Annotated in this window: 29 protein-coding genes and 1 tRNA gene; 22 read left to right on the top strand and 8 right to left on the bottom strand. The window is 68.8% G+C overall.

Annotation, left to right across the window (positions count from 1 at the left end; translation table 11 throughout):
• Nucleotides 1–83: 83 nt before the first annotated feature.
• A complete protein-coding gene (locus AB0C21_RS25975) occupies nt 84–215 on the top strand; it encodes a hypothetical protein (RefSeq protein ID WP_500207567.1) in 132 nt (43 codons plus the stop codon).
• On the opposite strand, the gene AB0C21_RS25970 is transcribed toward AB0C21_RS25975, so the two are convergent.
• From AB0C21_RS25970 to galU, 4 genes are read right to left on the bottom strand one after another with little or no spacing between them, the layout of a single operon-like run.
• Nucleotides 212–697: a MogA/MoaB family molybdenum cofactor biosynthesis protein gene (locus tag AB0C21_RS25970; RefSeq protein ID WP_500207566.1), complete on the bottom strand. Its 486-nt coding sequence runs from the start codon at nt 695–697 to the stop codon at nt 212–214. The genes AB0C21_RS25975 and AB0C21_RS25970 overlap by 4 nt on opposite strands.
• The gene (gene moaC, locus AB0C21_RS25965) at nt 694–1,164 is read right to left on the bottom strand and encodes a cyclic pyranopterin monophosphate synthase MoaC (RefSeq protein ID WP_500207703.1); all 471 of its coding nucleotides are present in this window, start codon (nt 1,162–1,164) and stop codon (nt 694–696) included. The genes AB0C21_RS25970 and moaC overlap by 4 nt, the downstream gene beginning before the upstream one ends.
• Nucleotides 1,165–1,169: 5 nt before the next feature.
• Nucleotides 1,170–2,378: a molybdotransferase-like divisome protein Glp gene (glp, locus tag AB0C21_RS25960; protein WP_500207702.1), complete on the bottom strand. Its 1,209-nt coding sequence runs from the start codon at nt 2,376–2,378 to the stop codon at nt 1,170–1,172.
• A gap of 26 nt (nt 2,379–2,404) precedes the next feature.
• Nucleotides 2,405–3,331, bottom strand: a complete 927-nt coding sequence (gene galU, locus AB0C21_RS25955; protein ID WP_500207564.1) for a UTP--glucose-1-phosphate uridylyltransferase GalU — start codon at nt 3,329–3,331, stop codon at nt 2,405–2,407.
• A gap of 32 nt (nt 3,332–3,363) precedes the next feature.
• On the opposite strand from galU, the gene AB0C21_RS25950 reads away from it, so the two are divergent.
• The 8 genes from AB0C21_RS25950 (at nt 3,364) to mscL (ending at nt 11,732) form a co-directional block, all read left to right on the top strand.
• A complete protein-coding gene (locus AB0C21_RS25950; RefSeq protein WP_500207562.1) occupies nt 3,364–3,945 on the top strand; it encodes a 5-formyltetrahydrofolate cyclo-ligase in 582 nt (193 codons plus the stop codon).
• A 91-nt stretch (nt 3,946–4,036) separates the two neighbouring features.
• On the top strand, nt 4,037–5,026 hold the full coding sequence (locus AB0C21_RS25945) for an NAD(P)-dependent oxidoreductase (protein WP_500207561.1): 990 nt from the start codon (nt 4,037–4,039) through the stop codon (nt 5,024–5,026).
• A gap of 103 nt (nt 5,027–5,129) precedes the next feature.
• Nucleotides 5,130–6,614, top strand: a complete 1,485-nt coding sequence (locus AB0C21_RS25940) for a potassium/proton antiporter (RefSeq protein ID WP_500207560.1) — start codon at nt 5,130–5,132, stop codon at nt 6,612–6,614.
• A gap of 127 nt (nt 6,615–6,741) precedes the next feature.
• On the top strand, nt 6,742–7,098 hold the full coding sequence (locus AB0C21_RS25935) for an FmdB family zinc ribbon protein (protein ID WP_500207559.1): 357 nt from the start codon (nt 6,742–6,744) through the stop codon (nt 7,096–7,098).
• Nucleotides 7,099–7,491: 393 nt separating this feature from the next.
• A complete protein-coding gene (locus AB0C21_RS25930) occupies nt 7,492–9,618 on the top strand; it encodes an MMPL family transporter (protein ID WP_500207558.1) in 2,127 nt (708 codons plus the stop codon).
• A 122-nt stretch (nt 9,619–9,740) separates the two neighbouring features.
• Nucleotides 9,741–10,568 (top strand): S-methyl-5'-thioadenosine phosphorylase, encoded by an 828-nt coding sequence (locus AB0C21_RS25925; RefSeq protein ID WP_500207557.1) that lies wholly within the window; start codon nt 9,741–9,743, stop codon nt 10,566–10,568.
• Entirely contained in the window at nt 10,565–11,185 is a 621-nt protein-coding gene (gene cpaB, locus AB0C21_RS25920) for a Flp pilus assembly protein CpaB (RefSeq protein WP_500207556.1), read from the top strand. Before AB0C21_RS25925 ends, cpaB begins: the two co-directional genes overlap by 4 nt.
• A gap of 127 nt (nt 11,186–11,312) precedes the next feature.
• The gene (mscL, locus tag AB0C21_RS25915) at nt 11,313–11,732 is read left to right on the top strand and encodes a large conductance mechanosensitive channel protein MscL (RefSeq protein ID WP_149261080.1); all 420 of its coding nucleotides are present in this window, start codon (nt 11,313–11,315) and stop codon (nt 11,730–11,732) included.
• Between the two features lie 16 nt (nt 11,733–11,748).
• On the opposite strand, the gene AB0C21_RS25910 is transcribed toward mscL, so the two are convergent.
• Together AB0C21_RS25910 and AB0C21_RS25905 are read right to left on the bottom strand one after the other, a co-directional pair.
• Complete coding sequence (locus AB0C21_RS25910; protein WP_500207555.1) at nt 11,749–12,786, bottom strand: D-alanyl-D-alanine carboxypeptidase family protein; 1,038 nt, start codon at nt 12,784–12,786, stop codon at nt 11,749–11,751.
• Between the two features lie 82 nt (nt 12,787–12,868).
• Nucleotides 12,869–13,306: a hypothetical protein gene (locus tag AB0C21_RS25905; protein WP_500207553.1), complete on the bottom strand. Its 438-nt coding sequence runs from the start codon at nt 13,304–13,306 to the stop codon at nt 12,869–12,871.
• 129 nt (nt 13,307–13,435) lie between these two features.
• Between AB0C21_RS25905 and AB0C21_RS25900 the strand changes: the two genes are divergently transcribed.
• The 11 genes from AB0C21_RS25900 (at nt 13,436) to AB0C21_RS25850 (ending at nt 20,443) form a co-directional block, all read left to right on the top strand.
• Nucleotides 13,436–13,508, top strand: a tRNA-Arg gene (locus AB0C21_RS25900).
• 459 nt (nt 13,509–13,967) lie between these two features.
• Nucleotides 13,968–14,183, top strand: a complete 216-nt coding sequence (locus AB0C21_RS25895) for a helix-turn-helix domain-containing protein (RefSeq protein WP_500207552.1) — start codon at nt 13,968–13,970, stop codon at nt 14,181–14,183.
• 482 nt (nt 14,184–14,665) lie between these two features.
• Nucleotides 14,666–14,926 carry a hypothetical protein gene (locus AB0C21_RS25890; protein ID WP_500207551.1) on the top strand — a complete coding sequence of 87 codons (261 nt, stop codon included), beginning with the start codon at nt 14,666–14,668 and terminating at the stop codon, nt 14,924–14,926.
• Nucleotides 14,926–15,237: a hypothetical protein gene (locus tag AB0C21_RS25885; protein ID WP_500207550.1), complete on the top strand. Its 312-nt coding sequence runs from the start codon at nt 14,926–14,928 to the stop codon at nt 15,235–15,237. Before AB0C21_RS25890 ends, AB0C21_RS25885 begins: the two co-directional genes overlap by 1 nt.
• A gap of 69 nt (nt 15,238–15,306) precedes the next feature.
• Nucleotides 15,307–16,008 carry a toprim domain-containing protein gene (locus AB0C21_RS25880; RefSeq protein ID WP_500207549.1) on the top strand — a complete coding sequence of 234 codons (702 nt, stop codon included), beginning with the start codon at nt 15,307–15,309 and terminating at the stop codon, nt 16,006–16,008.
• A 1,031-nt stretch (nt 16,009–17,039) separates the two neighbouring features.
• Entirely contained in the window at nt 17,040–17,291 is a 252-nt protein-coding gene (locus tag AB0C21_RS25875) for a hypothetical protein (protein WP_500207548.1), read from the top strand.
• A 234-nt stretch (nt 17,292–17,525) separates the two neighbouring features.
• Nucleotides 17,526–18,017 carry a phage terminase small subunit P27 family gene (locus AB0C21_RS25870; protein ID WP_500207547.1) on the top strand — a complete coding sequence of 164 codons (492 nt, stop codon included), beginning with the start codon at nt 17,526–17,528 and terminating at the stop codon, nt 18,015–18,017.
• Nucleotides 17,995–18,303: a hypothetical protein gene (locus AB0C21_RS25865; RefSeq protein WP_500207546.1), complete on the top strand. Its 309-nt coding sequence runs from the start codon at nt 17,995–17,997 to the stop codon at nt 18,301–18,303. The genes AB0C21_RS25870 and AB0C21_RS25865 overlap by 23 nt, the downstream gene beginning before the upstream one ends.
• Before the next feature lie 11 nt (nt 18,304–18,314).
• Nucleotides 18,315–18,593 (top strand): hypothetical protein, encoded by a 279-nt coding sequence (locus AB0C21_RS25860; protein ID WP_500207545.1) that lies wholly within the window; start codon nt 18,315–18,317, stop codon nt 18,591–18,593.
• The gene (locus AB0C21_RS25855; RefSeq protein WP_500207544.1) at nt 18,590–18,895 is read left to right on the top strand and encodes a hypothetical protein; all 306 of its coding nucleotides are present in this window, start codon (nt 18,590–18,592) and stop codon (nt 18,893–18,895) included. Before AB0C21_RS25860 ends, AB0C21_RS25855 begins: the two co-directional genes overlap by 4 nt.
• Nucleotides 18,896–19,207: 312 nt before the next feature.
• The gene (locus tag AB0C21_RS25850) at nt 19,208–20,443 is read left to right on the top strand and encodes a phage major capsid protein (RefSeq protein WP_500207543.1); all 1,236 of its coding nucleotides are present in this window, start codon (nt 19,208–19,210) and stop codon (nt 20,441–20,443) included.
• A gap of 228 nt (nt 20,444–20,671) precedes the next feature.
• Here AB0C21_RS25850 and AB0C21_RS25845 read toward each other — a convergent pair whose 3' ends face one another.
• Nucleotides 20,672–21,031, bottom strand: coding sequence for a hypothetical protein (locus tag AB0C21_RS25845; protein ID WP_500207541.1), 360 nt, complete (start codon nt 21,029–21,031; stop codon nt 20,672–20,674).
• A gap of 97 nt (nt 21,032–21,128) precedes the next feature.
• Between AB0C21_RS25845 and AB0C21_RS25840 the strand changes: the two genes are divergently transcribed.
• Complete coding sequence (locus AB0C21_RS25840; RefSeq protein ID WP_500207539.1) at nt 21,129–21,386, top strand: GntR family transcriptional regulator; 258 nt, start codon at nt 21,129–21,131, stop codon at nt 21,384–21,386.
• A 27-nt stretch (nt 21,387–21,413) separates the two neighbouring features.
• Here AB0C21_RS25840 and AB0C21_RS25835 read toward each other — a convergent pair whose 3' ends face one another.
• Entirely contained in the window at nt 21,414–22,733 is a 1,320-nt protein-coding gene (locus AB0C21_RS25835; protein WP_500207538.1) for a tyrosine-type recombinase/integrase, read from the bottom strand.
• Nucleotides 22,734–23,209: 476 nt separating this feature from the next.
• Here AB0C21_RS25835 and AB0C21_RS25830 point away from each other — a divergent pair, with 476 nt between their 5' ends.
• Nucleotides 23,210–25,663, top strand: coding sequence for a SpoIIE family protein phosphatase (locus AB0C21_RS25830; protein WP_500207537.1), 2,454 nt, complete (start codon nt 23,210–23,212; stop codon nt 25,661–25,663).
• The last annotated feature ends 9 nt before the right edge of the window (nt 25,664–25,672 follow it).

Below are 25,672 nucleotides of genomic sequence, written 5' to 3'. Positions count from 1 at the left end.
ATCGATACTGATTGTTCCACGGCCCCAACGCTCAGGTAAGCACGGCCGGCATCCCCGTCCGCCCGCCGGGAAAGGGGCCCGGTGTGACCCGGCACGAGCGCTGGAACGTGCTGCTCGAACTGCTCGCGGACGCGGGCCGGCCGTCGGTCGAGGAGGCGTCCGAGCCGGAGCCGGCCGCCTTCGCCGAGGCCGGCGTCCGCGTCATGCGCGCCTAGCCCGGCGGGCGGGGGTGGTCGCCGCCGTTGATCTGGTCGACCGCGTGGGGCAGGACCCGGGCCAGGACGGTCATGCCGTCACGGACGCCGCCGGTCGAGCCGGGGAGGTTCACGATGAGGGTGCGGCCCGCGATTCCGGCGAGGCCGCGCGACAGGATCGCGGCGGGGACCTTGTCGCGGCCCTCCAGGCGGATGGCCTCGGCGATGCCCGGGACCTCCCGCTCGATGACCGTCCGGGTCATCTCGGGGGTCTGGTCGGTCGGGGTGAGGCCGGTCCCGCCGGTCGTGACGACGACGTCGTAGCCCGCGGCGACGGCGTCGCGCAGGACGCCGGTGACCGGTTCGCCGTCCGGGACGACGACCGGGCCGTCCACCTGGCAGCCGAGGTCCTCCAGCATCTCGACCAGCACCGGGCCGGACCTGTCCTCGTAGACGCCCGCCGCGGCGCGGTTGGAGACGGTGACCGCCATCGCCCTGATCATCGGCGCCATACCCCGGTCTTGCCGCCGGTCTTCTCCTCGACGCGGACGTCGGTGATGACGGCGGCGGGGTCGACGGCCTTCACCATGTCGACCAGCGCGAGCGCGGCGACGGTGACGGAGGTGAGCGCCTCCATCTCGACGCCGGTGCGGTCGGCGGTGCGGGTGACCGCGGTGATCGCGACGCCCTCGTCGCGGACGTCGAGGTCGACGGTGACGCCGTGCAGCGCGATCGGGTGGCACAGCGGGACGAGGTCGGGCACCCGCTTCGCGCCCATGATCCCGGCGATGCGGGCGACGGACACGGCGTCGCCCTTGGGGATGTCGCCGGAGCGCAGGAGGGCGACGCATTCGGGCGACAGCCGGACGAACCCCGTCGCGGTCGCCGTGCGGGTCGAGACGTCCTTCGACGACACGTCGACCATGCGGGCCGATCCCTTGTCGTCCAGGTGGGTGAACTCCGAACCCATGGCGCTCATGACGGCAACCTCATGACCTCGACGTGCGAACCGGCGGGGAGGGCTTCGACGTCCTCGGGAATCTCGATGAGGGCGTTCGCGGACGACAGGGAGCCGAGCTGGTGCGAGCCCTGCACGTCGGCCGCCGTGACGGTGTGGAAGCCCCGGGTGGACGACAGCCTGCCCCGGAGGAAGTGGCGGAGCCCCGCGGGCGACTTGACGTCCTCGGCGAGGACGGCGCTCACGGTGGGAAGCGGTTCGGGCGGCAGCCCCTGCATGGCGCGTAGGGCGGGACGCACGAAAACCTGGAACGACACGTACGCGCTTACAGGGTTGCCAGGGAGAGTGAAGACTGGAGTGCCTTCCAGGAGGCCGAACCCCTGGGGCTTGCCGGGACGCATCCGCACCTTGTGGAAGCCCACCGTCCCGGTGCCGGTGAGCACTTCCTTGACGACGTCCTTGGTGCCCATGGAGACGCCCCCGGTGGTGACGATGGCGTCGGCCCGGACGAGCTGGTCGTGGAGCATCTCCAGGACCTTGGCGGGTTCGTCCTGCACGGTGGTCTGCCGGTAGCCCACCCCGCCCGCCTCGACCACGGCGGCGGTGAGCATGAAGCTGTTGGACTCCCAGATCTGGCCGGGCGCCAGGGGCGTGCCGGGCTCGCGCAGCTCGTCGCCCGTGGAGACGACCACGATGCGCGGCTTCGGGCGGACCGTCACCCGGGACCGTCCGACCGCCGCGAGCATGCCGATCTGCGGGGCGGAGAGCCGGGTGCCGGCCTCGGCGACGACCTGGCCTGCGAGGACGTCCTCCCCCGCCCGGCGGATGTAGTTGCCCGGCGGGGCCGCGCGCGAGATCCGGACGGTGGCGTTGCCGCCGTCCGTCCACTCGACGGGGATGACGGCGTCCGCGCCCGCCGGCAGGGGCGCGCCCGTCATGATCCGGGCGGTCAGGCCGGGCCGGATCGCCGCCACGCCGGAGTCGCCCGCGACGATGTCGCCGACGACGGGCAGCACGACGGGTTCGGTCTCGGTGGCCGCCGCGATGTCGGCCGCGACGACGGCGTAGCCGTCCATCGCGGAGTTGTCGAACGGCGGCAGCGGCACCGGCGCGGTCACCGGCTCGGCGAGCACCGTGCCCTGCGCCTCCAGCAGCGCCAGGTCCAGCGGCGGCAGCGCCGAGACGCTGCCGAGGATCTCCGTCAGATGCTCGTCGACCGTTCTCATGCCCACGGCCCCAGTCTGACGTGCCGTCACGAATCCGCGGCGTCGCCCACGCCGTCCTGGGTGCGGACGAACTCGCGCAGCCACGGGACGAACTCCGGCGCCAGATCGGGCCGTTCCGCCGCGAACTGGACGACCGTCCGCAGGTACTCCAGCTTGTTGCCGGTGTCGTAGCGGCGGCCCCGGAACTTGACCCCGTAGACGCCGCCGCCCTGGTCGGCGGGCATGTCGGCGAGGGTGCGCAGCGCGTCGGTCAGCTGGATCTCGCCGCCGCGGCCGGGCGGGGTCTTCTCCAGGACGTCGAACACCGCCGGGTCGCAGACGTAGCGGCCGATGATGATCCAGTTGCTGGGGGCCTCCTCGGCGGCGGGCTTCTCGACGAGGTCGGAGATGCGGACGACGTCCTCCTCGTCCGTCGCCTCGATGGCCGCGCACCCGTACGCCGACACCTGGTCGGGCTCGACCTCCATCAGCGCGATGACGCTGCCGCCGTGCTGGCCGCGCACCTCGATCATGCGCTGCAGCAGCTTGTCGCGGGCGTCGATCATGTCGTCGCCGAGCAGCACCGCGAACGGCTCGCGCCCGACGTGCTGGCGGGCGCAGTGCACCGCGTGCCCGAGGCCGCGCGGCTCGCCCTGCCGGACGTAGTGCATGATCGCCAGGTCGCTGGACTCGTGCACGGCGTCGAGGCGCTCGTCGTCGCCCTTCGCGCGCAGCGCCTCCTCCAGCTCGTAGGCTCGGTCGAAGTGGTCCTCGATGGACCGCTTGCTGCGCCCGGTGATCATCAGGACGTCGGACAGCCCCGCGTCGACGGCCTCCTCCACGACATACTGGATCGCCGGTTTGTCGACGATGGGCAGCATCTCCTTGGGAGTCGCCTTGGTCGCGGGCAAGAATCGGGTACCGAGGCCGGCCGCCGGGACGACCGCTTTGAGCACTGGTGCAATGTCGGCCATGTAATGACCCTAGTCATCCGCGAGGACCAAGCGTGCACGACATCGCTACGAAGACCGGCCTCCGGGCCGAACTGCTGGGACGACGTGCGGCGATGCCGCCCGAGGAGCGCCTCGGCGCGGCGCGTCCGATCCGGGACGCGCTGCTGTCGCTCCCGGAGGTGGAGATGGCCGGGACCATCGCGGCTTACGTGTCGATAGGCGACGAGCCGGACACGCGGAGCCTGCTGTTCGCGCTGTGGAAGCGCGGGACGTACGTGCTGATCCCCCGCCTGCTCCCGGACGGCGATCTCGACTGGGCCTCCTACGAGGGCCCAGACTCGCTCGTGCCCGGGGCCCGCGGGTGCCTGGAGTCGTCCGAGCCGCCGCGCGGCCCCGGCGCCGTGGCCAGCGCGGACGTCGTCCTCGTGCCCGCGGTGGCGGTCGACCGGCGGGGCGTGCGCCTCGGCCGCGGCGGCGGCTCCTATGACCGCGCGCTCGCGCGCGTGGGCCCGGCGATCCTGACCGTGGCGCTGCTGTACGACGGGGAGATGGTCGACAGCGTCCCGGCCAAGCCGCACGACCAGCGCGTCCGGGCCGCGGTGACGCCGTCCCGGGGGCTGGTCCGCCTGGGCTGACCTGCTCGCGGGGGCCGGCCTGCTCGTAGAGTGAGAGGGCCAAGATCGCGGCTGGGGGACGCGGTCGAGTACGCCCGACGGGAGGTTCGAGATGACGGCGCCGTGGCGGATCCTTTCCCTGCCCCCGATCGCGGACGAGATCGTCCAGGGGTTGCTCGCCCCGCTGGGGGACGCCGTCGAGGTGACGTTCCCGCCGACCAGGGACCGGGCGGGCCTGCTCGCCGCGCTGCCCGGCGCCGACCTGGTGATCGGCGACTTCACCGGTCGGCTGGCGCTGGACGCCGAGGCCGCGGCCGCCGCGCCGCGGGTCTCGTTCGTGCAGGTGCCCGCGGTCGGGACCGACAGCACCGACCTCGCCGCGTGGGCCGCCGCGGGCGTGCCCGTGGCGAACGCGGCGGGCTTCAACGCGCGCGGGGTCGCCGAGTGGGCGGTCGGCGCGGCGTTCGCGCTGTGCCGCAACCTCGCGTGGGGCGACCGCGCCGTCCGCGCGGGCGGCTGGCCGCAGATGGAGATGACGGGACGCAACCCGCGCGAGATCCACACGCAGCGGGTCGGCATCGTCGGGTTCGGCGCGATCGGCGCCGAGGCCGCGCGGCTGTTCGCGGCCCTGGGCTGCACGGTCTCGTACTGGACGAGGCGGAAGCGCCCGGAGGCGGCGGCGACGTACCGGGAGTTGGACGACCTCCTGGCGACGTCCGACATCCTCGTCCTCGCCCTGCCGCTGACAGAGGAGACGAGGGGGCTGATCGGTCCGGAGCGGCTGGCCCTGCTGCCGGACAAGGCGCTGCTGGTGAACGTGGCGCGCGGGGGCATCGCGCCTGACGACGCCGTACTGGCCGCACTGGATTCGGGACGTCTGGCGGGGGCCGCGCTGGACGTGTTCGAGCAGGAGCCCCTTCCGGTGGACCATCCGCTGCGCTCCCGTGAGGACGTCCTTCTGTCGCCGCACACGGCGGGGGGCTCCGTCCAGTCGCAGCTGAACCTGCTCGGGATGGTGCGCGACAACGTCACCGCGGCCGTTCAGGGACGGGACATAGCGAACGTGGTGAACGGGGTAAAACCACAGGTCATCCGGCGATAAGCGGCATCCCGGACACGCCGTCCATCAACTGTAAATATGCGATCGGCCCGTGAATCTGTAGGATTCCTAAACGATCAAGTTTGACGACCTCGAAGGGTGGGATGTGCACCTCGACATCTGGCTACTCCTCGGGGCCACGCTGGTACTCAGCGCGATCGTCGCCGTCCGGCTGTCGCACCAGGCGGGCCTCCCCACGCTGCTGGCGTACATGGGCCTCGGACTCCTCATCGGCGAGTCGGGCCCCCTCCACATCCGCTTCGACAACGCGGAACTGGCCGAGACGCTCGGCCTCGCGGCCCTCGTGCTCATCCTCGCCGAGGGCGGCGTCACCACCAGCTGGCGGCGCATGCGGCCCTCGGTCCCCGCCGCCCTCAGCGTGTCCACCCTCGGCACCCTGATCAGCATCGTCGTCGTCGCGCTCGCCGCCATGTGGCTCGTCGGCATGGAATGGCGCTCGGCGTTCCTGCTCGCCGCCGTGCTCGCCCCCACCGACGCGGCCGCGGTGTTCTCGGTGCTGCGGCGCCTGCCCCTGCCGTCCCGGCTGACCGGGCTGCTGGAGGCCGAGTCCGGCTTCAACGACGCCCCCGTCGTGATCATCGTGGTCACGCTCAGCACCCACACCGGCGCCCCCAACCTGGCGGAGCTGCTCGGCATCATGGTGTACGAGCTGGTCGCGGGCGGGATCGTCGGCGTCGCGATCGGCTGGCTGGGCGCGCAGGCGCTGCGCCGCGTCGCGCTGCCCGCCTCCGGCCTCTACCCCATCGCCGTGCTGTCGCTGTCGATCGGCTCCTACGGGGCCGCCTCCCTGATGCACGCCAGCGGGTTCCTCGCCGTCTTCGTCAGCGCCCTCGTCCTCGGGAACTCGCGGCTCCCGCACCGCCCCGCCACCCGGGGCTTCGCCGAGGGCGTCGGATGGCTCGCGCAGATCGGGCTGTTCGTGATGCTGGGCCTGCTGGCCGACCCCGGCGACCTGCCCGGCCACATCCTTCCCGCGCTCGTCGTCGGCTTCGTCCTGCTGCTGGTGGCCCGCCCGCTTTCGGTGGTGCTGTCCACGCTGGGCTTCGGGCTGTCGTGGGGCGAGAAGATGTTCGCGTCCTGGGCGGGGCTGCGGGGGGCCGTCCCGATCGTCCTCGCCACCATCCCGATGGTCGCGGACGTCGGGAACGCCGACCGGCTCTTCGCGATCGTGTTCAACATCGTCGTGGTGTTCACCCTGCTCCAGGGGCCGACGCTGCCGCTCGCGGCGCGGCTGTGCCGGCTGCGGAGCGACGAGCAGACCCGCGAGCTGGACGTCGAGGCGGCGCCGCTGGAGGAGCTGCACGCCGACCTGCTGGAGGTGCGGATCCCCGCCGACTCGATGATGAGCGGTGTGGAGATCTTCGAGCTGCGGCTGCCGCCCGGCGCGTCCGTCACCCTGGTCGTGCGGGACGGGGCGAGCTTCGTGCCCGAGCCCACGACGCCCCTGCAGGCGGGCGACACGCTGCTGGTCGTGACCACGGCCGAGGTGCGCGAGGCCACCGAGCGCCGGCTGCGCGCGGTCAGCCGCAAGGGCAGGCTGGCGGGCTGGTTCGGGGAGAAGGGGACCTGACCCGGGCCATGCCCGGCCTGGGAACATCCCGGGGGCGAATCCTGTTCTCCGCATGGGTACCATTAGCAGTCGTCTAGAGTGAGTGCCAGTCCGGCCCGCCGCCGGGCTGAGGCAGCGAGGAGGAACCGTGCCGACGTATCAGTACGTTTGCACCGAGTGCGGCGAGCCTCTGGAGGTCGTGCAGAAGTTCAGCGACGACGCGCTGACCGAGTGCCCGGCGTGCAGCGGCAGGCTCCGCAAGGTCTTCTCCGCCGCGGGGATCATCTTCAAGGGCTCGGGCTTCTACCGCACCGACAGCCGCGGCTCCGGCAAGTCGTCCTCCACCGTGGGGGCCTCGTCCAACGGCTCGTCCAACGGGTCGTCCAACGGCTCTTCGAGCGACTCCGCCAAGTCGGACTCGTCCTCGTCGTCGACCGACTCGTCGTCGTCCTCGTCGTCCTCGTCGAGCGGCAAGACGTCGTCCTCGACCGAGAAGGTCGCCTGACCTCGTAAGACCTCTCCGCACGCACCGGGGGATCCGTCCGGGTCCCCCGGCTTTCGCCGTTCCTCCGGGCCGCCGCCTACGTCTTCCGGCGTAGGCGGCGGCTTTCGTTTGCCCCGGAAGAGGTAGTGCGGGTCCGTCCCCACGCCTGACGCGGCGCCGCAGGCGTTTCGCGACCATGGATGAGACGAGGGGGCGACCCCGGTCCGGCAGGACTCCTCCTCTCATGCGACTTGACTTAGCTCTACTTTAGAGAGACTCTTCTATCGAGAAGCTCATCCAGGGTGAGCCTTTCGAGGATTCGCGATAGTACTTGACATGTCTCGCCAGACGAGAGACTCTTTGGTCGAACGCGACATATCTCGATTTCGCCCGGTTGCACACAGGAGAGGAACCATGAGCGCACCTAGCCCGGCTCCCCCCAGGCCGCGGTCGTACCGTCTGGCCGGACTGATCGCCGGACGGCGCACCAAATGGGCCGTGCTGGCCCTCTGGATCGTCCTGCTGGCCGCCCTCGGCCCCCTCGCCGGCAAGCTCGGCGACGTCGAGAAGAACGACGCGGCCTCCTGGCTGCCCGCCGGGGCCGAATCCACGCGGGTCGTCGAGTTGGAGAAGCAGTTCCGCAAGGACGAGACGATGCTCGCCGTCGTCGTCTACGAGCGGTCCGGCGGGATCACCGCGGCGGACAGGGCCAAGGCCGAGTCCGACGTGGCGGCCTTCCAGAAGCTGCCCGGAGCGCAGAAGGCGCAGGGGCCGTTCCCGTCCAAGGACGGCAAGGCCCTGCAGACCCTCGTGCCGCTGACGGACGAGGACCTCATCGCCGCCGTCGACCAGGCGCGCGACCTCGCCGAGCGCGGGCCTCCCGGGCTGTCCTCGCACGTCACCGGTCCCGCCGGCGGCGGCGCCGACCAGTTCGAGGTCTTCCAGAGCCTGGACGGCTTCCTGCTCATCGCCGCCGGCCTCGTCGTCATCGTCCTGCTGCTGTTCATCTACCGCAGCCCCGTCCTGTGGTTCGTCCCCGTGCTCAGCGCCGTCTTCGCCTTGGGGCTGGCCCAGTCGACGGTGTATCTGCTCGCCAAGTACGCGGACCTCACCGTCAACGGCCAGAGCGCCGGCATCCTGACCGTCCTCGTCTTCGGCGTCGCCACCGACTACGCGCTCCTGCTCGTCGCCCGCTACAGGGAAGAACTCCACCGGCACGAGGACCGGCACGAGGCCATGGCGTACGCGCTGCACCGCGCCGCGCCCGCCATCATCGCCTCCGCGGCCACCGTGGCCGTCGGGCTGCTTTGCCTGATGCTCGCCGAGATGAACTCCACCGCCGGCATGGGCCCCGTCGCCGCCGCCGGCGTCCTCACCGCGCTCGCCGCCATGACGACCCTCCTGCCCGCTCTCCTGGTCATCTGCGGCCGCTGGCTGTTCTGGCCCCTGATCCCCCGCTACGACGCCAAGTACCTGGAGCCCGAGGCCTACGAGGCCGAGCACGGCATCTGGAGCCGCGTGGCCGGGATGGTCGGGAAGCGCCCGCGCGCGCTCTGGGCCGCGACCATGCTCGGACTGATCGTCCTCACGCTCGGCCTGGGCTCGCTCAAGGCGGACGGCCTGTCGGACGCGGGCCAGTTCACCGGCAAGCCCGACTCGGTGAAGGGCTCGGAGGTCGTCGCCCGGCACTACGCCGCCGGTTCGGGCGCGCCGGCCGTCGTCATCGGCAAGGCGCCGGCGTCCGAACAGATCGCCCAGGCCGTGCGGGGAACGGCGGGCGTCGCCGAAGTGAGCGCCCCGGTCACAGCGAGCGGCCGGGTCAAGTTCGAGGCGACGCTCAAGGACGCCGCCGACAGCCAGGCCGCGCGCGAGACCATCGACCGCCTGCGGTCCGCGGCGCACGCCGTCCCGTCCGCGGACGCCAAGGTCGGCGGCATGACGGCGACGTCCCTGGACATCAAGCGCGCCTCGGCCCGCGACAACAAGGTGATCATCCCGATCGTGCTGGGCGTGGTGCTCCTCATCCTCATCGCGCTGCTGCGCGCCCTGGTCGCACCGCTGCTGATGATGGGCACCGTGGTGCTGTCGTTCCTCGCCTCGCTCGGCGCCTGCGCGGTGATCTTCGAGCACGGCTTCGGGTTCGAGGGCACCGACTCCGGGTTCCCGCTGCTGGCCTTCATCTTCCTGGTCGCGCTGGGGGTCGACTACAACATCTTCCTGATGCACCGCGTCAGGGAGGAGTCGCAGACGCTCGGCACGCGGCGCGGCATCCAGCGGGGCCTCACCGTCACCGGCGGTGTCATCACCTCGGCCGGCCTCGTCCTCGCGGCCACGTTCGCGTCCATGGTCACGCTGCCGCTGGTGTTCATGGTCGAGATGGGCTTCGCGGTCGCGTTCGGCGTCCTGCTCGACACCCTCGTCGTCCGGTCGCTGCTGCTGCCCGCCCTGTCCTACGACATCGGGCGGCGGATCTGGACGCCGGGACGCCTCGCCAAGGAGGCGCCGGCGGAACCGGCCAAGGTGCTGGACCCGGTCGGCTGACGTCGCCGGACGCGGAGAGGGGCCCGGCTCCGGCCGGGCCCCTCGCCCGTTCCGCCGCGGAGTTATCCACAATCGGTGGACGGCCTGCCGGGGACGGCGTTCGGGTGGCTAGGGTCGGCGACATGTCCACTTCGGCTTCCGCGTCCCAACCCGCCGCCGAGATCGGCGTCATCGGCGGCTCCGGGTTCTACTCGTTCCTCGACGACGTCGAGGAGGTGCGGGTCGACACCCCCTACGGCCCGCCGAGCGACCCCATCGCGATCGGCGAGCTGGCGGGCCGGCGCGTCGCGTTCGTCCCCCGGCACGGCCGCGACCACCGCTTCCCCCCGCACAAGATCCCCTACCGGGCCAACATGTGGGCGCTGCGGTCCCTCGGCGTCCGCCAGGTGCTCGCGCCGTGCGCGGTCGGCTCCCTCACGCCCGACCACGGGCCCGGCACGCTGGCCGTCCCCGACCAGCTCGCCGACCGGACGTCCGGGCGCGACCAGACCTACTACGAGCACGGCGCCGCCGTCCACGTCTCCTTCTCCGACCCCTACTGCCCGACGGGCCGCCGCGCCGTCGCCGAGTCCGCGCGCGCCTCGGGGTGGGAGCCGGTCGACAGCGGCACCCTCGTCGTCATCGAGGGCCCCCGCTTCTCCACCCGGGCCGAGTCCCAGTGGTTCGCCTCGCAGGGGTGGACGCTGATCGGGATGACCGGCCACCCGGAGGCCGTCCTCGCCCGCGAGCTGGCGCTCTGCTACACCTCGCTCTGCCTCGTCACCGACCTCGACGCGGGCATCGAGGAGGGCGAGGGCGTCACGATGGAGGAGGTCCTGCGCGTCTTCGGCGACAACATCGACCGGCTCCGCGGGGTCGTCGCCGACGTCGTCAAGGCCCTGCCCGCCGAGCGCTCCTGCCCCTGCCCCAACGTCCTGGACGGCATCAAGCTCCCCATGGAACTGCCGTGAGCGTCCGCTTAGCACGCCTGCGGCGGCCGCTGGCGGCGCTCTTCGCCGCGGCCGCCGCGGGCCTCGCGCTCCTGGCGCTCCGGCCCGGGGCGCCGCCGTCCGTCCGCGTCCTCGCCGCCGCCCGCGACCTGCCCGCCGGAACGCCCCTCGCCCCGTCCGACCTGCGGGGCCTCGACCTGCCGGCGGCCGCCGTCCCGGCGGGCGCGTTCCGCTCGGGCGGCGCCGGCCGCGTCCTCGCCGGCCCCATGCGCCGGGGCGAGCCCCTCACCGACGCCCGCGTCGTCGGCGCGGGCCTCCTGCGCGGCCAGGGCCCGGGCACGGTCGCCGCACCGGTCCGCCTGGCCGACGCGGGCGCCGTCCGCCTCGTCCGCCCCGGCGACCGCGTCGACGTCCTGACCGCCCCTTCCGAGCCCGCCGCGGACGAGCCGTCCGGCACGGGGCGCCGCTGGGATGCGTCCCGCGTGGTGGTGTCCGACGTACCGGTCATTGCGGTCCCGCCCCCGGCGGAGGACGGGCCCCAGAACGGCGCGCTGGTCGTCCTGGCGACCGACCGCGCCCAGGCGGCGGCCCTGGCCGGCGCCGGCGCCCCGCTCGCCCTGACGATCACCGGCCCCTGACCTGACAGCGCAGGTCAGCGGTCCGGAAGGCGACTTGGCGAATCGTGGACGACTTCAATACGATCCGTAGCCGTCTCCGGCGCCCTCTCAGCCAGGGGCGCCACCCCCGACACCCCCTGGAGCCGTTATGAGCGGATTCAAGAAGTTCCTCTTCCGCGGGAACCTGGTCGACCTCGCCGTGGCGTTCGTCGTCGGAGCGGCGTTCGCCGGCCTCGTGAAGGACTTCGCGAGCTCCTTCATCACCCCGCTGATCGCGCTCCTCGGCGGCAAGCCCGACTACACCCGGCTGGCCGTCACCGTCGACGGCACGACGTTCCCCTACGGCGTGTTCGTGACCTCGGCGATCGCGTTCTTCATCACGGCCGTGATCGTCTACTTCCTGGTCGTGCTCCCGACGGCCAAGCTGATCGAGCGGATGGACCGCGGCAAGGAGGCCACCGAGCGCGAGTGCCCGCAGTGCCTCAGCGACATCCCGGTGAAGGCCCGCCGCTGCCGCTACTGCACCGCGGAGGTCGTCCCCGCCAACGAGGTCCCGACCTCCCCCTGACCGCGGGCCGCGAGGCTCACCCTTCCTCGGTCCCGAACTCCCAGTGCCAGGGCTCGAACGGGTTGCTGTAGGCCCATGCCGGGTGGATCCACCCGTACTTCCCGGCGTGGGCCTCCATCCAGTTGAACTGGGCTGAACCAGAGTTCTGCACACCGCCGCACAGGTCGAGGGCCTGCCCCTTGCCGTGGTTGCTCGTCCCGGGCACGGCGGCGAAGCCGGGCCGCTGCGCGTACACGCGGTGCTGCTCGGAGAGGCTCCGGTAGGCGTCCGTCACGCACATGTCGCGGCCGAAGCTGCGCTTGTACGCCTCGTTCAGCTTGTAGAAGGAGAGGGCCGCGTCCGCCCGCAGCATGTGCCCGCCCTTCTGCGGCAGCGGGCACAGGTACTTCGACGGGATGAGCCCGTTGGGGAACTTCTTCGCGTCCTTCGCCAGCGACTTGTCGCACCCGAGTTCGAGCCGCTTCTGCCGCGTCGTCGCCAGCTTGTCGAGCATCGCGTTGAGCTGCTTCGTCAGCTGCGCCGACCGGGTCTTCAACCCGTCCACCTCCTGCTGGAGGCGGGTCTGGTCGACCGCGTTGCGCGACTGCAGTTCCTGCGCCGCGGAGGCGAGCCGCTTCCGGCGGTCCTGCAGCTCGTCGGCACGGTCCACGAGCGCCTGCTGCGACCTCGCCATCAGCGTCACGTCCGCCGTCGACCGCAGCGCCGTGCTCGGGTCGCCGCCCCCGAAGATCGCCATCGAGCCGGCCGCGCCGCTCTGCTGGTAGGAGGTGTTCGCGAGCCTGGACAGCGGCTCGCGGATCCGGTTCAGCTCCGCCTCGGCGCCGGCGAGGTCCTTCAGGGTGGTGCGCAGCTTCACCTGCGAGGCGGCCAGAGTCTTCTTCCGGCCTTCCATCTGCTTCGTGGCCTTCTCGAGCTCGGTGCGCGCCTTCGCCGCCTCGCGGCGCAGCGACTCGAGCGGGTCGGCCCCCGCGGCCGCGTTCGCGGCGCCGGTCGGTGAGAGCGTCACCATCACCAGGAAGACCGCGGTCAGCGCCGCCGACCTGGGGTACGGCACGGTGGTTTTCCTCCTGATGCCCAGAATCGGATCAGCGCGAGAACGCTACTACAGGTTCTACGATGACCTGTCCGTAACCGGTTCAGCGACCTCGGTGATGTTCACACCACCGGCGCATCCACCACACGTCCTCCCATCCCGCAGGGCACGGACGCCGCCCCGGCACGGAGGTGGACGGCGACGGCGCGGGCCTCGCCTTGCGCGGCGGCGTCACCGCCGGCCCGGGCGCCCGCTTCGGCGGCTTGGTCGCCACCTGCGGCTCCGCCTCCGGCGGCACGTACCTCCCGAACGTCGGCTCGCCCTCCGGCGCCGGCGACGTGCTCTCGGCGGACCGTCCCGCCGACTCGGGCCGCTCCCGGACGGGCTCGTCCCGCAGCCCGAACGCGATCACGGACGCGACGAGCACGGGCACCGCGAACGCCGCCGCGACGACCGCGGCCCGCCTCCCGCGCGGCGGGTCCTCGCCCGCCGGATCCTCGGCGCCCTGGTCCTTCGGCTGCCCACGATGCCGTCCCGTCACGGGACGGAAGCGTACCCACACCGCCCCCGCGCGGCCTAGTGCGCGGCGGCATAACGAGGAGCGCACACCACTCACCTTCCTCTACCCTGTAGGTGCCGTCCGCTACGCTCTACCCGCGAGCGACGACACGCCTCCGTAGCTCAGGGGATAGAGCACCGCTCTCCTAAAGCGGGTGCCGCAGGTTCGAATCCTGCCGGAGGCGCGCAGGTAGAGGCCCGGTTGCGATCTTGGCGGGTGGGCCTTCGCGCTCTCTCGGCGCTCCCATCGCGGATAGATCTTGGTTACCCCCAGCGTCCGGACGTCCCCGGAGGGCTCCGGCCGACCGGCGGACGGCTCCGGGCGGGATAGGCCGGAGAACCAAGATCAATTGTGGCTCCGTAAGGCCCCGAGATGCCCGGAGAAGCGCCGATTCCCGCCATGGGCTACTATGACCCTCGTTCGCTTGTTCCGATGGACGTCCGGCCGTAAATCGCTTGTCGTGGGCTGGGCGTAAGCCGGAGGACTCACAGCGGTTCGCAAGAGCACCGCCGAGATAGTTGGCGCTCGACAGCAGCCGGTCAAGTGACGACCAATCGACTCATGGAGTCGGAGGGTTGTCCCGCGACCGGCTTTTTGGCGTTTTAGGGCTCTCTCCGACTCCCCGAGAAAGGGAGTAGGAGCAGTGGGCGCACCGAAGCCGAAAGTCTGGTTCAACACCGAAGAGGCCGCTGAGTTCATGGGCCTCACCAAGCGCCAGATGCAGCGGCTCATCTGGGAAAAGAAGATTGCGGTCTACCGGCCGACCGGCCGCCCGCAGTTCCACCGGGACACCCTCACCGAATTCCTGGCTGACTCGCGGGAAGAGGCCGCGCACGAGTCGCAGGTGTACGCGCGGTGAATGCCGAGGAGACACAGACGCGCAGAGCCCAGAGAGAATGGGGCCTCCGGGCGTCAAAAGCAAAGGCATGCCCCCGCGTAGTCGCTGGGAAGCAATGTCTGTGGGGCCGTTCGGACAAGGAATGCGTCTGCGTCAAGTACCACATGGGAAGCATTCTCGACCACGGCCGTATGTGGCTCGACCAGAACGGTCGATACGTCCTTACAGGTGAGCCGTACGACGCATACGGCGACGACCTCTCTGCGTTCATTACGGATATCGACAACCTGGGGCTTCAATTGACGATCTCCAGTCGCTCGATGTGGAACCCCGGGCAAACCGTGCTGGTACTCGTCACCAGGAAGGGGCACCACATGCCGTAAACGCCAGAGACCCCGCAGCCTGGGCAACTGCGGGGTCTCGACTGGAAAGGAGTCCGGTGAAGAGGCCGGACGAACAGCGGACAGAGGAAAGCCACCGTTACACGAAAGGAACGTTACTCGATGCCGAAAACCAACGAAAAGCTCGTGTGGTTCAATCTCGACGAAATCCCGCACTTCACTGAAGTGTACCAGGAACTTCTTCCGGCATACGGGGAGAAGGAAGCAGCCCGCTTCACGATCGATGGCCTCCTGGCCTATCTCCGATCCACTGAGAGGGACTACAAGAAGTTCCTTCTCCGTGAGGGCTCTTCCATCGAAGATGGCATGAGGCAGCGAGCGGCCTATGTCAGGTTCCTCCAAGGCGTTCGGGCGGCCATCTGATGAGCGAACTGTCCCCCGGCGAGAAGGCTTGGGCCTTCTTCCTCGCCAACAAGAACGTCACTCACGCGCTCGAAGCGGACGACGTCAAGCACGCACGCCGCAGCCTCAACAAAGTCCTCAAGGCCAACAAGTCCCTCCGCCTTGACCTCGCCTGGCCGTTCGAAAGGCTGGAGCGCGCCGAGATGGTGATGGCCGTCCGCGAATACTGGTGGGACTTCGGCGAGATCCTCGATGCCCTAGAAGACCACTACGGCATCACATACGAGGAGGAGGAAGCAGCGGAGCAGCAGCCCGCAGAAGCGCCGTTCTAGCCAGTTCCCCGGGCGGGCTCTACCCAAGCCCGCCCGGGGATTTCAAACGCAACAAGGAGAGCTTAACCCATGGCCTTTGCTGGCGTTGCCCGCGTCCACAACTGGGAGATGGACGGCAAGTTCATCTTCCGGCATGTGAAGCTCGAAAAGGGCGGCTGGTTCTACAAGCACCCCACAACAGACGGTGCTTGCTGGGAGCATGGAAACGCCAATCTCTCAAGCAATCGGAAGTGGTGCATTAAGAAGCCCGCGCTGGCCGACCGGATGATGTGGAGGCACGATGCCGTGCTCCGCGCTATCGAGACCGGCCGCGCCATCTATTGGTGTGAAGGCGAGAAAGATGCCAACAAGGCCATCGACGCCTGGGGCGTGTGCGCGACCTCCCATCACAACGGCTCCGGGATGGCATCTAACGCCCAAATAGAGCTGATAGCACGCCACCGGGGAACCCTCCGCCTAGTCATGGATGCCGACCCGGCAGGCGTCGATATCGCGTGGACGCACGCCGTTCGCCTCCAGGCCGCTGGAGTACTGGCGGAGCGGATTCACTTCTACCAGCCCGCCGAGGGGTTCAACGACCTTTATCTGCACATCAAGGGCAAGAAAGGACGCGCCGATCTAGTCGAGCGCACCCACGCCGAGATTGAGGCGATGTACAAGAAGGTCATAGAGGCGAAGCGGCGCAATCCCGGCACCTATTACGGCAGTTGTGGCGCTGACGACCTTGAAGCCCTCGCGGCAATCAATTCCCCGGACTGGTCGGAGCGATGAGTGAGGGCGGGGCCAGCTTCTGCAGGAGAAGCCGGGTTATTGCTTATGGGATGCCGTCTGGCATCACGCGCGCAATGCGGATCAAGTGCGGAGGCTGGTCCTGCCCCGATTGTGGGGCCGCTCGATTGAAGGACTCTTTGGCGCAGGAATGGGAATTGATCTCCGCACAGGAAGAGGCTCGCGCACGAGAAGAGGACCGCGCGCCGGAAGTCCTGAAGCACAATGTGTTGTGTGTCGCGCCGTTCTATGTGCGGCCGGTGCAGGCGGCCATTAAGAAGGCCAAGCCAAACTATATGTACCTCAAATTGCTGGACGATTCGGTGTGGTATTTCTTCGACCGGCCTATGCGCGGGAGGGGCTGGGCAACCGGCGACCTAGACATCAGCGCGCTCCCCGCTCACACAGAGGTCGCCTCGCAGCAATGGGACCGGCGAGAGGAAGGCTGGGGCCTCGCATGGCAGAGAGGCTATGGACGCCATTGGGGAGCGGGGCGTGACTGCGACTATTGCAAGCCCGCAGTGAATTGCCCCATCCATCCGAAGGGGCGGGCCAACCCCGCGATACGAGCGGCCTGTGAGCATTGCGCGCCAGAAGATAGGTGCCCACAGCATGCCGAAAAGCAATTGTGGAGGCTGATGGGCGAGGATGCTTTGGAGAACCTGCGGGCAGCGGGGTTGACGGAGGTCCCGAAGCGACTTCCACCGGGAGATATGTACACGGTTGTCGTCCCCGACCCGGAAGGACTCGCAGCCCGCATTGCGGCCGAAGTCGCGGACTCCGGAGCCACCTTTGAGATCGGGCCGGAGGGCCGGTATACCCGCGTTACTCCGGAGGGTAGGCGGACGGCTACGGGGAGGGGAAAACCCCCTGGTAGGACCCACAAAGTTACCGATCTCCCTTAGAGACCTAATAGGAGATCGGTAACTTTGTGGGCCTGACCTGCGGAAACGTCTTCGATGACAACGGGGGCGATAGCCGTTACCGATAGCGCCAACCGCGAGACTTGAGGCTCATTGAGAGGAGCCTCATTCATGACCGACTACCCACGACAGAGCCAGCCGACCCCAAAGGCCAGGCCCGCCACTCAGAGCGCGTATGACGCGACGGACGACAAGCCCAGGCCGAAGGTTCCAGTCCGCATCGTTAAGGACGGGAGAGACGCGCTCAGCGGCCTACAGAAGGTGGAGGAGATCGAGGCAGAACCCGACGCAGCACAGGACTGGGACGACCGGCTATGGAGTAGCGGCGACCAGTCCGCCTCCAGCCCATTCGGACCGCGTTAGGAACGCCACTCCAATACGCCGGAGAGTCGCAACGCTCCGACCAGGGCAGATGTGTCCGCCGGCACCGGTGTTTGACCACATCGGAGCGTTGCGGCTTGGGGGTAGGGGTAAGTGGGTTGCAGTCTTACCGGATCCAGCAAAAGGACCGCTGGGGTGAGCAGCATTCTGTGCGGCATGAAGCCGCACATCCAGAAACCCGCTACGGTCCGTTAGCAGAAAGGAGGCTCATCCCTTATGAGCAACCGGAGCACTTCACAGCAATTGCGCCTCGCATCGGCGAACGGGGAGGCCATAGCCGATCAGCGCACGAACAGCGAGCAGCGCCTAGGCGGGGTGGAACTCGACTGGGACACCCTCTCGCTCGGTATCCCGGAGGACTCCCCTGCGGAGGTCGAATGGAATCGGCTAGCCGACATCTACGCCGGGCAGGCCGGACGCTTCTTCGAGAGTGACCGGGAGATATTGGAAGCTTGGTGCACCTGGGTCGGTATTCGCCAGGAGGCCACCGGCCTACTCCACGAAGAGGGCCTGATGGTCCGGGGCCGCTCGAAGCCCGACAAAGACAGGTCCGTCCGTAACCCATTGGTGATTACCGTCGCGCAGGCCACGAAGGAACTCCGCGCGCTCGCACATCACCTCGGATTCTCGCCGGAGGCCCGGAAGCGCGCGGGTGTCATTGAGAAGGTGGCCGAAAGGACGGGCAATGAAGACCTCCTCAGTGGGTAAGACGCCGGATGAATTGCTGCCCTCCCCGGTAGCTGACCTGATCCGGGAAGCCGTCTCCCGACACGTTCCCGCGTCGGTCCTCAACAGTCCGAATGTGCGCATTATCGGGACCGGCCCGGATCGGTTCCGGGGTGCGTGGTACGGGATCACGCTGAGGCTTGACGAAGACGACGATTGCGTTTACGCGGACTACTGGCTTCCGGAGGAAGGCGAGACCGGTCAAGCCTCATTCTCCGTCTGGCGCAATGGCGTCGAATCGCAGCGAACTCCGGAATGGGTGGAATAGGAGATACAACAATGACGATCATCGCTAGCCGGAAGAAGTTCACCGCGACGGAGGACACCCCGGAGCCGACCGAAAAGCGCCAGGCCGGAGCCGATCACGTCGGCAAGGTGGTCTATGTGTACTTCCCGAACTCGACCATTCGAGGCCTGATGGAGGCCCATTACGGCACGTTCTTCGTCCTCCGCGACGCAGAGGCGATGCTGGCGAATGGGAAGGTTGAGCCGCTCCCCGGGATCACAGAGTTCCCCGTCAACAGCTTCGATTTCCTCCATGCGGAGGGACGGTCGTGAACGTCTACCAGATTGCGGACCCGGGGATCACCGAGGAGGAGGCCGCGCAATTCGTCGCGGAGATCACGGGGCACCTCCCGCCCGATTACACCGCCCGTACGGCTATCAGGTGGCCCCTAACGGTGGGAGCCGTCCCGAAGCACGCCGGAGTTCCCGGCATGCTGCTCGACGGCTACGGGGCCATGTGGACGCTTCCGGCCGGAGACGACTCCGCCGAGCATTACCAGCCCGCAGAAGGCGGGGGTGTCGTGGTGACGAAGTACCGGAATGGCAACAAGATAGAGACTGGGCACTTCAGCTAACGTCATTCCCGGTGAACGTCGGCCAGACCGGCCCGTTCACTCTGGGCCGCTTTTTGGCGAGGATCCCTTAGCGGGGACAAGCCAATTCCGGTCGCCTGGAGTGCCCCGCCGGTCAATGCCGTTCAAGCCGTCTGGGAGGGCGCGTTTCGCGGAGTTGGTTTACCGCCTTTCTCTTCTCCGTGAGTTGCGATCAAGCCTCTCCCGGACGGCCCCGTTCCCCATCCTTTCGAGGAGGCTTGGCCCGCCAGCAGGAAGCGGCCCGTTAAGCCCAAGACGGATGTAATCCCAACCCACATCCGAGAGGGCAATTCAATGAGCAAGATCGAGAACCTCAAGCAGCGCTTCCGCGCGGAGCTCAGCGAAGCGAAGGCCATCGCCGAACGGGCGGAGTCGGCCGGACGCGACCTCACCGAGAATGAGCGCGCGTCGATCAGCGGCAAAGTGGAATCGGCACAGCGGCTCAAGGCCCAGATCGAGCAGGAGCAGAAGGACAACGGACTTCGTACCGGCCTGGAGTCTCTCGGCGCTGACCTCGGCACGATGGGCGCGAACTCCAGCGGCATGAAGGCCAATTCCGTTCCTGCGAAGGTCCGCGCTTCCGGCGGTTCCGGCGAGTGGGCGAAGGCCGTCACCGACTACTGCGCCCACTTCGGCTCCAAGTCCCTCATCGCCAACGGCACCGTTCCCGTGACGGTCCCGATGGTCGCGGAGCCGATCCGCGACAATGTGCCGGTCCTTTCCCTGCGCCAGCTCATCCCGGCTGAGGCCGAAACGGCGGGCGTGTGGAAGTACCTCCGCCAGACGACCCGGACAAACAATGCGTCCACGGTCGCGACCGGCAAGAAGAAGCCCACTTCGGTCTACACCTGGACCGAAGTCGAAGGCCGGTCGCGCGTCATCGCGCACCTGTCGGAGCCCATTCCGAAGCAGCTCCTGGATGACGCGACCGCGCTTCGCCAGGTCCTGGAGGCGGAAATGCGCCTTGGTCTTGAGGTCGAACTCGAAGACCAGGTCATCAACGGGAACGGCTCCACGACCGGCGTGCTGGACGACATGGTCGGAATTCTCAACACGTCCGGAACGCAGACTCAGGCCTGGGACACCGCCGGAGACGAATTCACGACGACCCGAAAGGCCGTCACGAAGCTGGAGAACTCCTCCATCGCCCCGACCGGCTGGGTCATGAACCCCAATTCGTGGGAGCGCTTCGAGCTTCAGGTGGACACCAATTCCCGCTACATGCTCGGGAATGCGCCGGTCGACCGGGCCGCGCGTCGGCTCTGGGGCCTGCCGGTCGCCCTCACGACGGCCATCGCCGACAACACCGCCGTTCTGGCCGACTTCGCGAATGCGACGAAGCTGCGCGTCCGCCAGGAGGGAACGCTGGACTGGACGGAGAACCGGTACGACCCGAACAAGTTCGGCGCTGGCGTCGGTGGCTCGGAATTCGAGGCAAACCAGATCACGTTCCGCTTCGAGGGCCGCTTTGGTCTGGACGTGATGCGGCCCTTCTCCATCGTGGAGGTCGACCTCACCGACCCGGCGTAACCAAAGACTTCCGCGTCAAAGTCACCAGCCCGAAGGCTTCCCGCCCGGGAACTGGAATCCATGGCGGCGAGATTTCTGTAGCGCACTCATTCGCCGCCAGCGCGGAAACAGCAGAAGGCCCCGACCGGATCACACCATCCGGTCGGGGCCTTCGTCGTCTCTCGTGTGCCCTACGGTGTTGGGAGCGGTCGGGGGTACCTAGGGTGTGCCCCCGGCCGTCCGAAGCCGCTAGCTTCCATCTCCGTGGTGTCTATTGGGCCTCCGGACGTCCGGCCGCCGGAACGCGCCGTACAGACGGAGGCACGCCGCCCGTTCGGCTGCCGGGTCGTCCGCGTGCTTCGCGGTTGCTTTGTCGATCAGGTTGAGCTTGATCCTCTCGGCGCAGCAAAGCACCTCCAGCTCTGTGAGGGTCTCCGCGACGACTACGCCCTTGAGGCCGTACTGCGCTCGGATACCGGTGATGGTGTAGAGGGCGAAGGCGAGTAGGAGCCCATCCGGCGTCCGGCTGACGCGGAACTCCTCGATGAGATCGTCTGTGCCTTCGGGCGGGATGTGGGGGCCTCCAGCGGGCCCGACGTTGTTGTCCATACCGGCGACGCTAGGCCACTTGTACATACTCGTCTATGGACAAGCATGAACGATCTTGTCTATGTAGAGCCGTCCCGGGTCGCCTAGCGTGCGGAGAGTGACCATCGATCATGAAGGGGCGACGCCCAAATACCTCCAACTCGCTGCGATCCTCCGGAAGCGCATCGAGTCCGGCGAGATACCGCCAGGCCGACGCATCCCCAGCGAAACGGAGCTGGAGGCGGAGTTTGATCTGGCGCGCGGAACGATCCGGGCTGCGATCGTCGCGCTGCGGGACGCCGGGTTGGTCGAGACCGTTCGCGGCAAGGGCTCCTTTGTGGTGGGCCCCGGAAATGACGGAGAGCCCCAGTCGTGACTGAGGCTCTCCGGTAGTGGGCTGCTATTAGGCGTTCCGCCGGAGCGGGACGACGTTGCCCTTTCGATTGGCGCTGCCGGCACGCAGATTCCCTAGCGCGTTGCGAACGGCGTCATTCGCCTTGTCGCGGTCGGGGTGAACGTAAATCGCCATTGTCGTCTCAACGGACGCGTGGCCCATCATTCGCGAGATCGTCTTAATGTCGACTCCGGCGTCATACAGCCACGAGCCGTACGAGTGGCGGAGGTCGTGGAACCGATAACTGGAGTCCAGGCCTGCCGCTTCGAGGGCCTTCTTGAAGTACCTGCCGTACCATGCCTTGTGGCGGAGAAGCTTCGTGTAGTCGAAGCGGATGACGTCGAACTTCCCCGTGACTGGGTTCTTGCCCCTCCGGCCTTTTGCGGTCCCGACGAATAGCGGGAGCTTCTTCCCCGGGTGCTGGATGTCGTCGCGGTCCCCGAACCACGCTGCTGCGGCCTTTTCGTGCTCTCGGATGTAGGCGCGAAGTTCTTCGAGGATGTACGGGTCTAGGGTGACCTCTCGCTTGGCCTTCCGCGACTTAGGTTCGTCGTAGGAGAGAATGCCGTTGATGTCGGTGACCTCGCGTCGGACACGGACGATGCCCGCCGCTAGGTCGATGTCGCGGAGCTGGAGTCCGGCGACCTCTCCGGCGCGGAGGCCCGTATAGGCCGTGAACAGGGCGAGGAATCCGAAGGGGTGCGGGAGCGCTGCGGCGAGTCGCTCGACTTCTTCCGGCTCCAGTCGTCGCCCTTCGTCCTCATCGGTGAGGAGGGCCCACGGCTGGAATTTCGGGATCTCGACATCTGCGCACGGGTTGACCGCGACGCGCTTGAGTCGGAGCTGTTCCTTCATAACCTGCTTGAGGAGAATGAACGACTTGCGGATGGTGCCGCCGGACTTACCGGCCCTCTCCATATCGGAGACCCATTCCTGCACCGCTTCCTCGGTGATGGCGGAGACTGGCGCGCTACCGAATCGGTTGCGGAGGAGAAGGCGCTGCGGGTCGGGTTCCGGCCGCTTCGATTCGCCTAGGCCGAGCAGACCTTTGTAGTCGTTGTAGGTCCGCTCCTTGAGGTTCCGACGACCGTTGAGCCATTGGCGCGCTGCGTCGTTGAAGACGACCGATCCGGCTTTGTCGTCCACGTACAACTGCTCGCGGGTGGAGTCCTCAAATTTGATCTGCCAGGCTTTGGCGTCCTTCTCCCGGGTGAAGCCGCCCTTTGTGCGCTTCTTCCCGGTGAGAGGGTCGGTGTAAGAGACCTCCCACCGCCGCTTGCTTTTCGGGAGGTTCTTCGTTTTGTAGCTGACCCGGATGTGACTCGCCATTTCCCCGCTCCTTTGTCCCTCCGCCGTATCGGGCGGATTCGGGACGTTACGCCATGTAGCAGGGCAGACACTAACCGTTGCGGCCGGTTGGCGCTCCCCCGGCGCTCCCAACGGCGCGGTAGGCAGCGGAGAGCGACGGAGAGCCGTGGAGGGCTACGGAGACCGCAGAAGGTGCCTATGAGCAGGGCAAACAACAGTCGAGAGGTCGCCGGAGCTGGGCGGACGGCCGGACGGCGCGCGCAGGGGTGAAATAACTCCTAAAGCGGGTGCCGCAGGTTCGAATCCTGCCGGGGGCGCCCGCATTGAGGCCCAGTCCCGATCTTGGCGGCTGGGCCTTCGCGCTCTCTCGGCGCGATGCTCGGCCGCTCCTTTTGGCTCGCAGTGGGTTGGGATTTGCCCCCGGCTGAACCGGCTTGTTGTACGTTGACCTGCAGTATCCCTTTTTTAAAGGTGCCCGCGGAGCGGGTCGAGACTCGATGGACACACACACCGGCAGCCCACAAGAAGCGGAAGAGACAGCGCACCCGGCGGTCGCCACGGCCGCCGTCGACGCGCAGGGCCTCTTCTCGGCTTGGAGCCCCGGCGCCCAGCGGTTGCTCGGGTACACCGCCGACGAGGTGATGGGACGTCCCGCGGCCCTCCTGCTGGCGGCGGCTCCCCCCGGACCGGCTCCATGGCACCTTGTCCAGCCGACGCCCTGGAGCGGGGAACTCGTGCTGCGGCACAAGGACGGCCGCCGGGTACAGGTGGAGGTACTGGCCTACCCGAGCCAAGACGGCCATGGCCGGGTCGGCTGGCTCATGGTGTCCCTGGATCCGGAGGCATCCGGGCACCCGCACGACGATGAGGCGTCCGTCCTGGGCATGGCGTTCGGCCAGTCCCGGTTCGCCATGGCGGTCCACGATAAGGACCTGCTGCTCCTGCGGGTCAATGACCGCATGTGTCGAATGCTCGGTCTCACGGAGGCCGAACTGCGCGGGCGCCTCCTCACCGAAGTGCTCCCCGGTCCGCAGTGGGGCACGCTGGAGCGGCTCCTGCAACAGGTGATCGATACCGGTGAGGCCGCGCTCAGGAGGACGTACCGCCGGGTTCCCGGTGAGACGCGCGAACGCGCCTGGTCGGTCTTCGTGTCCCCGCTGAAGGATCACGCCGGCGTACCCCAGGCCGTGTGGGTCGGCGTCCTCGACGACACCGAGCAGTACCGCGCGCGGCAGCGGCTGACCATGCTGAGCGAGGCCAGCACACGCATCGGCACCACCCTGGACGTCACCAGGACGGCCCAGGAACTGGCCGACATGGTCGTACCGCGGTTCGCCGACCTCGCCGTCATCGACCTGCTCGACGCCGTGCTCAGCGGCGACGAGCCGGCCCCCGGACCGCTGACCGGCCACCTCGCGCTCCGCAGCGTGGCCTACCGGTCCGCCTTCGCCCCGGAGAAGGTCGGCCACGCCGGGGACATCGACCCCCGCCCCGCGTCGTGGCCGCCGGCCCGATGCCTGGCCACCGGCAAGGCGATCCTGATGAGCGTCGACGACCCCGTGGTCGCCGCGGCGACCGCTCAACATCCCGAATGGGCCGCCGCCGTCCACAGGGACGGACTCCGCTCTGTCCTCTCGGTCCCGATACGCGCCCGTGGCGTCACTCTCGGCGTCGCCGCCTTCGTCCGCGGCGGACGCATGGAGCCCTTCGAGCAAGACGACGTGCTGCTCGCCGAGGAGCTCACCGCCAGGGCCGCCCTCTCGCTCGACAACGCCCGCCGCTACACCCGTGAACGCACCACCGCCCTCGCCCTGCAGCGCAGCCTGCTCCCCCACCGGCTCCCCGCGCAGTCCGCGGTGGAGGCGGCCACCCGCTACCTGCCCGCCAGCTCACACGCCGGGGTCGGCGGGGACTGGTTCGACGTCATCCCCCTGTCCGGCGCCCGCGTCGCACTCGTCGTCGGCGACGTCGTCGGCCACGGCATCCACGCGTCCGCCACCATGGGCCGGCTGCGCACAGCCGTCCGCACCCTCTCCGACGTCGACCTTCCGCCCGACGAGCTCCTCACCCGCCTCGACGACGTCGTCAGCCGGCTCTCCGCCGAGGAGACGGGCGACGACTACGACGAGGCGGACAACGAGGTCGGCGCGACCTGCCTGTACGCCGTCTACGACCCGCTCTCCCGCCGGTGCGTCATCGCCCGCGCCGGGCATCCGCCGCCCGCGCTCGTCACCCCTGACGGCACGGTCGACTTCCTCGACCTGCCCGTCGCCCCACCGCTCGGTGTCGGCGCGCTGCCCTTCGAGAGCACCGAGATCGAGGTGCCCGAGGGCAGCATCCTCGCCTTCTACACCGACGGCCTGGTGGAGTCCCGCGGTCACGACATCGACGTCGGGCTCGACCGCCTGCGCCTGGCCTTGGCCGACCGGCTGCCGTCCTTGGACGCCACGTGCGCCAACGTTTTCAAGGCGGTCCTGCCGGACCACCCCTTGGACGACGCCGCCCTGCTCGTCGCCCGCACGAACGTCCTGGACGCCGACCATTCCGCGATCTGGAACCTGCCGCCCGACCCGGCGATCGTCGCCGACGCCCGCAGGCAGGTGACCGAACGACTCGGCCGCTGGGGTCTCGACGAGATCGCCTTCGTCACCGAACTCATCGTCAGCGAACTCGTGACCAACGCCATCCGGTACGCAGAGGGCCCGATCCAGCTGCGCCTCATCCGCGACCGGACGCTCATCTGCGAGGTGTCCGACGGCAGCAGCACCGCGCCCCACCTGCGCCGGGCCCGCGCCCTCGACGAAGGGGGCCGCGGACTCCTCCTCGTCGCCCAACTGACCCGGCGCTGGGGGACCCGCCAAACCCCCCATGGCAAGACCATCTGGACCGAGCAGTCCCTGACCGGCGCCGACCTCAGCGGCGTCTTCCAAGCCCTCGCCCCCCTGGCCTGACCCCTCCCC

The organism is Spirillospora sp. NPDC049024, from assembly GCF_040649235.1.
In the GTDB taxonomy this organism is placed as follows: Bacteria; Actinomycetota; Actinomycetes; order Streptosporangiales; family Streptosporangiaceae; genus Spirillospora.
Note: the sequence above shows the minus strand (reverse complement) of the source record. Positions and strands in the feature narration are given on the sequence as shown.